Raw genomic sequence first — 11518 nt, 5'->3', positions numbered from 1 at the left:
CCATGTGTACGGCGCAAAACTTCATCGTCGATGGTGGTTGGGTCTAGGTGTTTGGGGGCAGCCTCAAAAAAACGGCTGTATCGAAGGCAATGAACGAAAGTCCCCTAGCTCCGCCGATAGCCGAGCTGATTCCCCTGGTCAAAGGAGTCACGGCTCGGCTATCGGCGGAGCTAGGGACCAGAGGCTAAGCCACTGGAGTCTGTTCAGGCTTTCAAGGTCGCCATGTCGATGACGAAGCGGTACTTCACGTCACCGGCGATCATGCGGCTGTAAGCCTCGTTGATCTGGCGGATGTCGAGCATTTCGATGTCGCAGGTGATGTTGTGCTCGGCGCAGAAATCCAGCACTTCCTGGGTTTCTGCGATACCGCCGATCAACGAACCGGCCAGCACCCGACGACCCAGCACCAGTTTGGCGGCGTGGATGGGCGGGTCGATCGGCTCGATCAGACCGACCAGGATGTGCACGCCGTCGAAGCGCAGCGTATCGAGGTAGGGGTTGAGATCGTGCTGCACCGGAATGGTGTCGAGCAAAAAGTCGAACTGTCCTGCAGCAGCCTTCATCTGCTCGGCATCGGTGGAGACGATCACGTGGTCCGCGCCCTGGCGGCGACCTTCTTCGGCCTTGCTCGCCGAGCGGGTGAACAGCGTTACTTCAGCGCCCATGGCTTTGGCAAACTTGATGCCCATGTGACCGAGGCCGCCCATGCCGAGAATCCCGATTTTGTCACCGGCTTTCACGCCGTAGTGTTTGAGCGGCGAGTAGGTGGTGATGCCTGCGCAGAGAATCGGTGCAGCGCTGGCCGGGTCGAGTGTCTCGGGGATACGTACGACGAAGTGCTCGCTGACCACGATGCTGTCGGAGTAACCGCCCATGGTGTTACTGCCGTCGACCCGGTCCGGCGTCGCGTAGGTCATGGTCGGACCTTCGAGGCAATATTGTTCGAGGTCGGCGTGACAGGCTTCGCAGTGGCGGCACGAGTCGACCATGCAGCCGACGCCAACCAGATCACCGATCTTGTGGGCGGTGACATTGGCGCCGATGGCGGTGACTTTGCCGACAATTTCGTGGCCGGGCATCAGTGGGTAAACGGCGATGCCCCATTCGTTACGGGCCTGGTGGATGTCGGAGTGGCAGACGCCGCAGTAGAGAATCTCGATCGCTACGTCGTCGGCACGCGGGCTGCGACGTTCGAAGGTCATCGGGGCGAGGGGAGTGGTGGCCGACTGGGCGGCGTAACCGATGGCGGTGTACATGGTGAACCTCGTAAAAGCAGTGACGGGGAGGTGGGGGATTTTCCGCGCCGTCCGCTTCACCGGCCATGACGATTCCTCCGCGTCTTATGCCTATTCCTCCGGCATCCTTGGTGGAACGGTCGCATTGGCGCTCAGACCTGCGATGATGCTTTCATCCCTTTTTTCGTGAAGTTTTTGCCATGCTGTTGACCCGTCATCTCGATGCCAATGCCGCGCTGGTTGGGCTGATTCAGCCGTTGGCGACCCGTGATGGTTTCGTGCCGACACGCTTGCCCGGCGTGCACGTACTCAGAGCCAGTTGCGATGTGGCGCGTGGTCCGCAGATCTATGAGCCGAGCCTGATGATCATTGCCCAGGGCAGCAAAGTCGCTTACCTGGGAGCGCGTACGCTGGAATACGGTGCCGGGCATTACCTGATTCAGGCGCTGCCGGTGCCGTTCGAATGCGAAACGTTTGCCATGGCTGATGCGCCATTGCTCGGGGTTTCGATTGCCATCGACCGCGCGCTTTTGGGCGAACTGGTGTTGGCCATGGGGTTGGTGCATGGGCGCAATACGCCTGCGCAAACACCCGAATCCATGACCTCGGCGGTACTCGATGACGGCATGCGTGGCTGTGTCGAGCGCTTGTTGCACTGCCTGCACGATCCGCTGGAGTGTCAGGTCATGGGGCAGGCTCGGTTGCGTGAATTGTTGTTCGTGGCGTTACGCGGTCCGCAGGCTGATGTTCTGCGGGCGTTGGTCGAGCAGCAGGGGCAATTTGCCCGGGTTGCGGCTTCCTTGAGTCATTTGCATGCGCACTTCACCGAGCCGCTGAACGTCGAGACGCTGGCCAGTTGCGCGAACATGAGTACGTCGACCTTTCACGAGCATTTCAAGCGCAGCACCTTGTTGTCGCCGGTGCAGTATTTGAAGCGCTTGCGATTGCTCAAGGCGCAGCAGTTGTTGCTGTCGGAAGGGCTGGGAGTGGCGCAGGTTGCGCATCGGGTGGGTTATCAGAGCACGTCGCAATTCAGTCGCGAGTACAAGCGCTACTTCGAGCGTAATCCGGGAGATGAGCGGGTGGCTTAGATTTCAGGCGCCGCGAGGTCTCCGTAGCAGCAGGCTTCGCCAGCTGCTACGGAGGGGGGTGTCGTTTTCTCCAGGCAACAAAAAGGCCCCCGTTCGGGAGCCTTGATGTTCAAGTCTACGACTTACATGTTCGGGTAAGTCGGGCCGCCAGAACCTTCCGGCGTTACCCAGGTGATGTTCTGCGCAGGGTCCTTGATGTCACAGGTCTTGCAGTGCACACAGTTCTGGGCATTGATCTGGAAGCGCTTCTCGCCGTCTTCCTTGGTGATCACTTCATATACGCCAGCCGGGCAGTAGCGTTGAGCAGGCTCATCGTACAGTGGCAGGTTCTTGCTGATCGGGATGCTCGCGTCGGCCAGCTTCAGGTGGCAAGGCTGTTCTTCTTCGTGGTTGGTACCGGAGATGAACACCGAGCTGAGTTTGTCGAAGCTGAGTTTGCCGTCCGGTTTCGGGTAGTCGATCTTCTTGCTGTCGGCCGCCAGCTTGAGGCAGGCATAGTCCGGCTTGGTGTCGTGCAAGGTGAACGGCAGTTTGCCGCCGAAGATGTTCTGGTCGAGCCAGTTGAAACCACCGCCGACGATAGCGCCGTACTTGTGGATCGCCGGGCCGAAGTTGCGGCTGGCGAACAGTTCTTCGTAGAGCCAGCTGGCTTTGAACGATTCAACGTAGCTGTTCAGTTCATCAGCGCCTTCGGAACCTGCAAACAAGGCATCCGCCACGGCGTCAGCGGCGAGCATGCCGGACTTCATCGCGGTGTGGCTGCCTTTGATCTTGGCGAAGTTCAGGGTGCCGAGGTCGCAACCGATCAGCGCGCCGCCCTTGAAAACCATCTTCGGCAGCGAGTTCAGGCCACCTTTGCAGATAGCGCGGGCGCCGTAGCTGATGCGCTTGCCGCCTTCCAGGTACTGCTTGAGCACCGGGTGATGCTTGAGGCGCTGGAACTCGTCGAACGGCGACAGGTAAGTGTTGCTATAGGACAGGTCAACGATCAGGCCGACTACAACCTGGTTGTTTTCCAGGTGATAGAGGAACGAGCCACCGGTGTTTTCGGTGCCCATGATGTCCAGCGGCCAACCGGCGGTGTGCACCACCAGACCTGGCTGATGCTTGGCCGGATCGATTTCCCAGATTTCTTTCAGGCCGATGCCGTAGTGCTGGGCGTCGGCATCAGTGTCCAGGTTGAAGCGCTTGATCAATTGCTTGCCGATGTGGCCACGGCAGCCTTCGGCGAACAGCGTGTACTTGCCACGCAGTTCCATGCCTGGGGTGTACAGGCCTTCTTTTGGATTACCTTCACGGTCAACGCCGAGGTCGCCGGTGATGATCCCGCGAACCACGCCGTTTTCGTCGAACAGCGCTTCCTGAGCGGCGAAGCCTGGGTAGATCTCTACGCCCAGGTTCTCGGCCTGCTGGGCCAGCCAGCGGCACAGGTTGCCCAGGGAGATGATGTAGTTGCCTTCGTTGTGCATGGTCTTGGGCACAAAGAGGTCTGGAATCTTGATCGCGCCATCGGCGTTCTTCAGAACGAAGATGTCATCGCGAGTGACCGGAGTGTTCAGCGGTGCGCCGAGTTCTTTCCAGTCCGGGAACAGTTCGTTCAGCGCCCGAGGTTCGAACACCGCGCCAGACAGAATGTGAGCGCCGACTTCGGAGCCTTTTTCGACCACGCAGACGCTAATTTCCTTACCGGCTTCGGCGGCCTTCTGCTTCAATCGGCAGGCGGCGGAAAGACCAGCGGGGCCGGCACCGACGATGACCACGTCGAATTCCATGTATTCGCGTTCCACAGGTTATCTCCTACTCAAGGCTCAACAGTTTTTTTTCTAATTGGAGGTTTGGTGTCGCATCCATGAATCCCTGCACAACGCTGGGAGAGGACAATCGATGAGCCACCTTTCTCTCTAGGCGGCGCATTATATCTACACCACTCTTAGCGTCCAATACAAACGTTTGTTTGAATTTGCTCCAGCCCAGAGAAATCAAAGAAGCGCGGCTTATGACTGGCCATTTTGGCGTATTGACCGGAATAGGTGTTCCGGTCAAGATACGGTCGGTTTTGCGCTCGCCGTAGGCTGACTGTTGGTTTCAAGTCTTGTAGCTGTCAAACGAGTGGTCGACTATAACGTCAAGGTTCGCGTCAAAGCGGACAACTCCGGCGTCGATCTCGCTAACGTCAAGATGTCGATGAACCCTTTCTGCGAAATCGCAGTGGAAGAAGCCGTACGCCTGAAAGAGAAAGGTGTTGCGACTGAAATCGTCGTCGTCTCCATCGGCCCGTCCACCGCTCAAGAGCAACTGCGCACCGCGCTGGCTCTGGGTGCAGACCGCGCCATCCTCGTCGAATCCGCTGAAGACCTGACTTCGCTGGCCGTTGCCAAGCTGCTCAAGGCTGTTGTCGACAAGGAACAGCCTTCGTTGGTGATCCTTGGCAAACAAGCCATCGACAGCGACAACAACCAGACTGGCCAGATGCTCGCTGCGCTGAGCGGTTACGGTCAGGGCACCTTCGCTTCGAAAGTCGAAGTTACTGGCGACAACGTTGCCGTGACCCGCGAAATCGACGGCGGTGCACAGACGGTTTCGCTGAAACTGCCGGCCATCGTCACCACCGACCTGCGTTTGAACGAGCCGCGCTACGCGTCCCTGCCAAACATCATGAAAGCCAAGAAGAAGCCGCTTGAAGTGCTGACTCCTGACGCTTTGGGCGTTTCCACCGCCTCTACCAACAAAACCCTGAAAGTCGAAGCGCCGGCTGCACGCAGCGCAGGCATCAAGGTCAAGTCGGTGGCTGAACTGGTCGAGAAACTGAAAAACGAAGCGAAGGTAATCTGATCATGACTATCTTGGTAATCGCCGAACACGACAACAAAGCAGTGGCCCCGGCCACGCTGAACACCGTGGCGGCTGCCGCCAAAATCGGTGGTGACATCCACGTGCTGGTTGCCGGTCAGGGCGTTGGCGCTGTAGCTGAAGCTGCCGCCAAAATCGCTGGCGTGGCCAAAGTGCTGGTCGCCGACAACGCTGCCTACGCACACCAACTGCCAGAAAACGTTGCTCCGCTGGTAGCGGAGTTGGRCAAGGGCTACAGCCATATCCTGGCTGCCGCCACCTCCAACGGTAAAAACATCCTGCCGCGCGTTGCCGCACAGCTGGACGTTGACCAGATCTCCGAGATCATCTCGGTTGAAAGCGCTGACACCTTCAAGCGCCCAATCTATGCCGGTAACGCCATTGCTACCGTTCAGTCCAACGCGTCGGTAAAAGTCATCACCGTGCGTGCTACCGGTTTCGACCCGGTTGCCGCTGAAGGTGGTTCGGCTGCCGTTGAAGCGGTTGCGGCTGCTCACGACGCTGGCACTTCCAGCTTCGTTGGCGAAGAACTGGCCAAGTCCGATCGTCCGGAACTGACCGCTGCCAAGATCGTCGTTTCCGGCGGTCGCGGCATGCAGAACGGCGACAACTTCAAGCACCTGTACGCCCTGGCCGACAAGCTGGGCGCTGCTGTTGGCGCTTCCCGCGCCGCGGTCGACGCAGGTTTCGTGCCGAACGACATGCAGGTCGGTCAGACCGGCAAGATCGTTGCACCACAGCTGTACATCGCCGTCGGTATCTCCGGCGCGATCCAGCACCTGGCTGGCATGAAAGACTCCAAAGTGATCGTTGCGATCAACAAGGACGAAGAAGCTCCGATCTTCCAGGTGGCCGATTACGGCCTGGTGGCGGACTTGTTCGAAGCCATCCCCGAGTTTGAGAAGCTGGTCTAATCCAGCGGCTTGACTTATAAAGAGCCCGGCCTTTTGGCCGGGTTTTTTATTGTCTGCGATTTGAGTGTGGGGAAATACGCCATGGATCTGCGTTGCTGGAGCGGCTTGTGGGTGCTGCTGAGCCTGTCGGCTTTGCCCTTGCAGTCAGTCGCTGCGGGCAAATGCGAGCGTCTGGTGGTGACCGGCAGCCCGGATGCACCACCGTATCTGTGGCAAGACCCGCAAGACCCGACACACTTGATCGGTACCAGCGCCGACTTGTTGCAGCGGATGGCGGGGGAGTTGGGGATCAAGGTCGAGTTGCTGTACGCCGGCAATCGATCCCAGGCACTGGATGAAGTGCGCAGCGGGCGTATCGACATGCTGGCCGACGCGCCTCTGATCGACAATCAACTCGAATCACTGGACTACATCCAGCCACCGTTGCTGGCAAACGACTATCTGGTCTGGACCCGCAAGGGCTCGGCGTGGGTCTACAACGAGGTGCAGGATTTGCGCGGGCATGTTGGCGCAGTCTCGGCAAAGGCTCGTTTGACACAACCGTTCGAGGCATACGCACAAGAGCAATTGACCTTGATGAGCCTGCCGAACCTGACACAGGCTTTTCAGAAATTGCTACTGGGTGAGGCGGACTATGTGCTCGCCGGACGTTATACCGGGATGGCCATGGCACAGACATTGGGCATGGCCAACGATGTGCAGGCGTATCCGCAGCCGATTGACCGGCCGGGGCTGTTCCTCGCCATTTCCCGCAACTCTGCCTGCAACGATCCATGGTTACGCGGACAGTTGTCGAAAAAGATGACAGAATTGCCCGCGTCCGGCCTGACGGAGGCCGTGCTGCAGCGCAATCTGGAGCGCTGGAAAGCACACTTGCAGCAACCCGTCAGCACTCCAAAACAGTAGGGATTTTTAGTGACTCTTCGACCTCTTTTCGCTGTCCTGGCCGTTATGGCTCTGGCGGGTTGTGCTGCCGATCCGGCGCCGAATGAACAATTGCGTTTGACCGAACGGGCCCTGGAGCAGGCTGCCGCTGTCGGGGCAACGACTGAAGACGTGCCAGAGCTGAAACTCGCTGAAGGCAAGTTCGCTCAGGCTAAGGYCGACATGACCACTCAAGCGTTCAAGGATGCGCGCATGCAGGCCGAACAGGCAGAGCTGGACGCGCGTCTGGCCGAGGCCAAGGTTCTGACAGTGAAAAGTCAGGAAAAGCTGAACGTGCTCAACACCCGCATCACTCGCCTGCGCAAGCAACTGGGAGATGCCCAATGAGCCTGAAAAACACCATTCTGGGYGGTTTGCTGCTGGTGGGTTGCGCGGGGCTTGTCGGCTGCGCAGGTCAACACAGCGCGGCGGCTTTGCAACAAGCCAGCGCTGACTTTCAGAAGGTCAAGGAAGATTCGAATGTGCTGCGCATCGCGCCCAAGGACGTGATTCGTGCGGGTGAGTCCCTTGCCCGGGCTGATCGCCTGTCGACCTACTGGGGCAGCGGCCCGGATGTTAAGCATTACGCTTACCTGAGTCAGCGTTACAGCGCAATTGCTCGCCAGCACACCGAGCAAGCGCTGAATGACGAACGTGGGGCCAAGCTTGAGCTGGAGCGTCAGCGCCTGCAGTTGGCGTTGCGCGAGAACAAACTGCTCAGCGTGCAACAACAGGGAAAATGGCTGGAAGAGCAAATCATCAACCTGGCGACGACCCAGACTGATCGCGGTCTGGTCATGACCCTGGGGGATGTACTGTTCGACACCGGTGAAGCCGAGCTGAAAAACTCGGCAAATCGCACCGTATTGAAAATTGTCCAGTTCCTGCAGCTCAACCCCAAACGTGTGGTGCGTATCGAAGGTTATGCCGACAGCACCGGCGGCAAGCAGGACAACCTCAAGCTGTCTCGTGATCGCGCCCAGTCGGTGGCGGACATGCTGATCGATCTGGGGATCGAAGATAAGCGCATTCAGGTCGAAGGCTACGGCGATGAATACCCGGTAGAGGCCAACGCTTCCGAGCGGGGGCGTGCGCAGAACCGTCGGGTCGAAATTGTGTTCTCCGACGAAAAAGGCCAGCTCGGCGCTGCCCGCTAAGGTCAGCGTTACTGGAAAACCCGGCCCCTCAGCGGTGCCGGGTTTTTTTATACCTGCGAAATGACCCGCAAAACAGTACAGTTTTTGCTGTCACTGCACTGTACGGTCGACTATTGTGGCAACTGTCCCAGTACACTTCTAAACTGTTCCGGTAATGTTTCACACAAGAATAAAATGCCCGTGAAATCGAGTGCTGCGTCATGACCAATCTCTTGCTCTATCAACGTATCGCTCAGCAATTGGCTGAGGATATCCGGCGTGGTGTCTATCAGCCCGGCGAGCGCGTGCCTTCAGTGCGCAAGATGAGCTCGCAGCTCAATGTCAGCCACGCGACAGTGCTACAGGCGTATGCCAACCTCGAAGACCAGGGGCTGATTCGCGCACGCCCGCAGTCGGGTTACTACGTCCACCAGACCCCGGCACTCACCGCGCCGACGCCGGATATTGCGCGTGTCGAACGCCCCGGCCTGGTCACGCGCAGCAGTATCATTCAGCAAGTGTTGGTCGAGTCGCGTCGCGAAGGGGTGTTCCCGCTGGGCGCGGCGGTGCCGAGTGTCGACTATCTGCCGGTGCGGGCACTGCACCAGCAATTGGCCAAGGTCACGCGGTTCCACAGCCCGCGGGCGTTCAGTTACATGTTCAGCCCGGGGTTTGAGCCGTTGCGTCGCCAGGTGGCGATCCGCATGCGAGATGCCGGTGTAGTGGTCGACCCATCGGAAGTGGTCATCACCCATGGTTGCGTCGATGCGCTGCAAATGTCGTTACGCGTCCTGACGCGTCCCGGCGATCTGATCGCGGCAGAGTCGCCGACCTACTACGGCTTGTTGCAGCTCGCCGATTTATTGGGTTTGAAAGTCATCGAGATCCCCAGTGACCCGGCGACGGGCATGAGCCTGGAAGCCTTGCAACTGGCTGCCAACCAATGGTCGATCAAGGCGTTGGTGTTGACCACGCGCCTGAGCAACCCGTTGGGCGGCACCATGCCGGAAGAACGGCAAAAACAGCTGCTGCGTCTGGCTTCGGACTTCGATATCCAGATTGTCGAAGACGATATTTACGGCGAATTGATGTTCGAGCAAGGCCGCACCAAATCGCTGAAAGCCTATGACCGACTGGATCGGGTCATCTATTGCTCAAGTTTCTCCAAGACCCTGTCACCCGGCGTGCGCATCGGCTGGATGATTGCCGGCAAGTACCAGCAGGAAATCCAGCGGCTGCAGACCTTCAGCACCCATTCGGCGTGCAGCGTGACGCAGATGGGGATTGCGGCCTATCTGGAGAACGGTGGCTACGATCGTCATTTGCGCTACATCCKCCAGGAGTATCGCAAGAACCTCAGCGCCTTCCAGTTGGCGGTGCAGCAGTACTTTCCTGAGGGTACGCAGATAACCCGGCCCACGGGCGGCTTCATTCTGTGGGTCAGCCTGCCGGGGCGGGTCAATACGCAGGAACTGCATGTACGTGCGTTGCAGCAGGGCATCAGCATCGCGCCGGGGCTGATTTTCAGTAACACCGAGCAATTCAATCACTGCATTCGCTTGAACTGCGGTACACCGTGGAATCGTGAAGCCGAGCGGGCGCTGATGACGCTCGGGATGCTGGCCACTCAACTTTGTCAGGAGACGGCAGGCGGTTTTTGACGCACACCGGGGGCTGGATTGTTATGCGAGCTTGTCAGGGACCTTACAACAAGCGAGCATATGGCCCTCTGCCGTTAGCGCTGTAGTGTTCATGAAAGCGATTTTCCCTGCTGGTTTGATGTTGGCGTGCCTCTTGAGTGTTTTCATTCCTGGCAGCGCGATGGCTGCGACCGCTCTGGATAAGGGGCGCGTCAGCACGTCTGAAGCAAAAGTGAAGCCCGTTGCACCGGCAAAGAACCCTGCTCCGGTCAAAAAAACCAAAGTGGTAAAGAAGCCGGCGCCAGCGAAAAAACGCCCACCGATTGCTTCAAAATCAAAATCCGCGAGTGAAGTGGTCAGAACCACGTACTTGCCACCGGCCACGCTGGATTTGAGCCTGCCATCGGACATGGTCAAGCAGTTGCAACCTGTTGGCACCGTTCCGCTAGTCAAACATGCTCCTTTACTGCCGCCCATGTTTGGTGAAAAAACCAGGGATGACAGCCCGTTCCAGCTTAACGGTCGCCTGCTCAGCAACGAAATGCAGTTGCAAATGCGCAAAGAAGAGCACCGGGAAGTCGAAGGTGCGGCGCTGGAATTTCAGTTCAAGCAGTAAAACCTGCATTGATCTGTGACCCGCGCACCTGACGCTTTGTCGGAGACTGGTCAGTCACGCGTGTTTGAGCGAAAAACCTCTATCCGGCCAATTTCAAACGGCTGTTTTAGCGGGTACCCTAGTCCACGTTATTCAACACATTACCCGTCGCGAGGAGCGTGTCGTCATGAACTGCCGTGAAGGCTGTGGCGCCTGTTGCATTGCCCCTTCCATCAGCACACCCATCCCCGGCATGCCAAATGGCAAAGCCGCGGGAGAACGTTGTGTGCAACTGTCTGTCGATAATCTGTGCAGTATTTTCGGCAAGCCTGAACGGCCAGCGGTCTGTGGTGCGTTTCAGGCGGATGTCGAGGTGTGCGGCGACAGCCGGGAAGAAGCCATCAAGTTGATCGGTTGGTGGGAGAAAATGACCGCGGCGTAGTGTGTTCAACGAACGGAACTTCAACAATAAGGAATAAGACTATGGGTTCGCTGCATCGTGTCGCTGTGTTGTGTGGTTTGACGGTTCTGCTGGCCACGACAGCCCAGGCTGAAGACTGGAAAACTGCCAAGGATGAGGACGGAATCAAGGTTTCCCTGAGTGAAGTCACCGGGTCTCAGTACAAGGCCTATCGCGGTGTGACCGTAATGAAGACCTCCGTGGCCAAGTTGCGCGCGCTTCAGGAAGACGTGCCCGGCGCGTGTGCCTGGATTCATGAGTGCAAGGTGCAGAAGTTGCTCAAGCACGAAGGTGATCAAAGCTGGACCTACACTCAGTTCAGCACTCCATGGCCGGTGACCGCGCGTGATTCGGTATTGCACGTGACCACTGTCGAGGGCGCCGATGGCAGCCTGACGCGTAAGCTTGAAGGTGTGCCGACCTACCTGCCTGAAGAAAAAGGTTTTGTTCGTGTGACCCAGGTTCAAGGCTTCTGGAAGTTTGTTCCAAAAGGTACAGACCAGGTCGAAGTGACCTATCAGGTTCACACCGAGCCAGGTGGTAGCGTGCCGTCGTGGCTGGCCAACAAGTTTGTGGTCGATGCACCCTTCAATACCYTGAAAGCCCTGAAAGCACGCGCCGAGAAGTAATACCGTGCTTTTGGCAAAGAGGCTGCCAACCGGCGGCCTTTTTC

General features: G+C 58.3%; 13 protein-coding genes. 11 read left to right on the top strand and 2 right to left on the bottom strand.

Annotated elements, in window-relative coordinates; translation table 11 throughout:
- Positions 1-203: 203 nt before the first annotated feature.
- Positions 204-1256: an NAD(P)-dependent alcohol dehydrogenase gene (locus AC1DH9_RS17540; RefSeq protein ID WP_427540436.1), complete on the bottom strand. Its 1053-nt coding sequence runs from the start codon at positions 1254-1256 to the stop codon at positions 204-206.
- Here AC1DH9_RS17540 and AC1DH9_RS17535 point away from each other — a divergent pair.
- Both AC1DH9_RS17535 and AC1DH9_RS17530 read left to right on the top strand, forming a co-directional pair.
- A complete protein-coding gene (locus AC1DH9_RS17535) occupies positions 1255-1425 on the top strand; it encodes a hypothetical protein (RefSeq protein ID WP_427540433.1) in 171 nt (56 codons plus the stop codon). The genes AC1DH9_RS17540 and AC1DH9_RS17535 overlap by 2 nt on opposite strands.
- 10 nt (positions 1426-1435) lie before the next feature.
- Entirely contained in the window at positions 1436-2326 is an 891-nt protein-coding gene (locus tag AC1DH9_RS17530) for an AraC family transcriptional regulator (RefSeq protein WP_427540430.1), read from the top strand.
- Between the two features lie 122 nt (positions 2327-2448).
- Here the strand turns inward: AC1DH9_RS17530 and AC1DH9_RS17525 are convergent, their stop codons facing one another.
- Positions 2449-4113 (bottom strand): electron transfer flavoprotein-ubiquinone oxidoreductase, encoded by a 1665-nt coding sequence (locus AC1DH9_RS17525; RefSeq protein ID WP_103317628.1) that lies wholly within the window; start codon positions 4111-4113, stop codon positions 2449-2451.
- 292 nt (positions 4114-4405) lie between these two features.
- Here AC1DH9_RS17525 and AC1DH9_RS17520 point away from each other — a divergent pair, with 292 nt between their 5' ends.
- From AC1DH9_RS17520 to AC1DH9_RS17480, 9 genes are all read left to right on the top strand, one after another.
- Positions 4406-5158: an electron transfer flavoprotein subunit beta/FixA family protein gene (locus AC1DH9_RS17520; RefSeq protein ID WP_477808499.1), complete on the top strand. Its 753-nt coding sequence runs from the start codon at positions 4406-4408 to the stop codon at positions 5156-5158.
- Positions 5159-5160: 2 nt separating this feature from the next.
- Positions 5161-6090: an electron transfer flavoprotein subunit alpha/FixB family protein gene (locus tag AC1DH9_RS17515; protein WP_477808498.1), complete on the top strand. Its 930-nt coding sequence runs from the start codon at positions 5161-5163 to the stop codon at positions 6088-6090.
- A gap of 81 nt (positions 6091-6171) precedes the next feature.
- The gene (locus AC1DH9_RS17510) at positions 6172-6996 is read left to right on the top strand and encodes a substrate-binding periplasmic protein (protein WP_427540424.1); all 825 of its coding nucleotides are present in this window, start codon (positions 6172-6174) and stop codon (positions 6994-6996) included.
- 9 nt (positions 6997-7005) lie between these two features.
- Positions 7006-7362, top strand: coding sequence for a DUF4398 domain-containing protein (locus AC1DH9_RS17505; RefSeq protein ID WP_477808497.1), 357 nt, complete (start codon positions 7006-7008; stop codon positions 7360-7362).
- Positions 7359-8171, top strand: coding sequence for an OmpA family protein (locus AC1DH9_RS17500; RefSeq protein WP_427540418.1), 813 nt, complete (start codon positions 7359-7361; stop codon positions 8169-8171). Before AC1DH9_RS17505 ends, AC1DH9_RS17500 begins: the two co-directional genes overlap by 4 nt.
- A gap of 200 nt (positions 8172-8371) precedes the next feature.
- On the top strand, positions 8372-9811 hold the full coding sequence (locus AC1DH9_RS17495) for an aminotransferase-like domain-containing protein (RefSeq protein WP_477808496.1): 1440 nt from the start codon (positions 8372-8374) through the stop codon (positions 9809-9811).
- Positions 9812-9902: 91 nt separating this feature from the next.
- Complete coding sequence (locus tag AC1DH9_RS17490) at positions 9903-10406, top strand: translation initiation factor 2 (RefSeq protein ID WP_427540415.1); 504 nt, start codon at positions 9903-9905, stop codon at positions 10404-10406.
- A gap of 166 nt (positions 10407-10572) precedes the next feature.
- Complete coding sequence (locus tag AC1DH9_RS17485; RefSeq protein WP_427540412.1) at positions 10573-10827, top strand: YkgJ family cysteine cluster protein; 255 nt, start codon at positions 10573-10575, stop codon at positions 10825-10827.
- A 41-nt stretch (positions 10828-10868) separates the two neighbouring features.
- Positions 10869-11474, top strand: coding sequence for an START domain-containing protein (locus AC1DH9_RS17480; RefSeq protein ID WP_477808495.1), 606 nt, complete (start codon positions 10869-10871; stop codon positions 11472-11474).
- Positions 11475-11518: the final 44 nt, after the last annotated feature.

Source organism: Pseudomonas sp. 05T35 (assembly GCF_056396605.1).
Note: the sequence above shows the minus strand (reverse complement) of the source record. Positions and strands in the feature narration are given on the sequence as shown.

What these genes read in the sequence shown, in the direction of transcription:
- AC1DH9_RS17535 (WP_427540433.1), top strand. Translation starts at nt 1,255, where the DNA reads ATGGTGAACCTCGTAAAAGCAGTGACGGGGAGGTGGGGGATTTTCCGC.
- AC1DH9_RS17540 (WP_427540436.1), bottom strand. Translation starts at nt 1,256, where the DNA reads ATGTACACCGCCATCGGTTACGCCGCCCAGTCGGCCACCACTCCCCTC.
- AC1DH9_RS17530 (WP_427540430.1), top strand. Translation starts at nt 1,436, where the DNA reads ATGCTGTTGACCCGTCATCTCGATGCCAATGCCGCGCTGGTTGGGCTG.
- AC1DH9_RS17510 (WP_427540424.1), top strand. Translation starts at nt 6,172, where the DNA reads ATGGATCTGCGTTGCTGGAGCGGCTTGTGGGTGCTGCTGAGCCTGTCG.
- AC1DH9_RS17490 (WP_427540415.1), top strand. Translation starts at nt 9,903, where the DNA reads ATGAAAGCGATTTTCCCTGCTGGTTTGATGTTGGCGTGCCTCTTGAGT.
- AC1DH9_RS17485 (WP_427540412.1), top strand. Translation starts at nt 10,573, where the DNA reads ATGAACTGCCGTGAAGGCTGTGGCGCCTGTTGCATTGCCCCTTCCATC.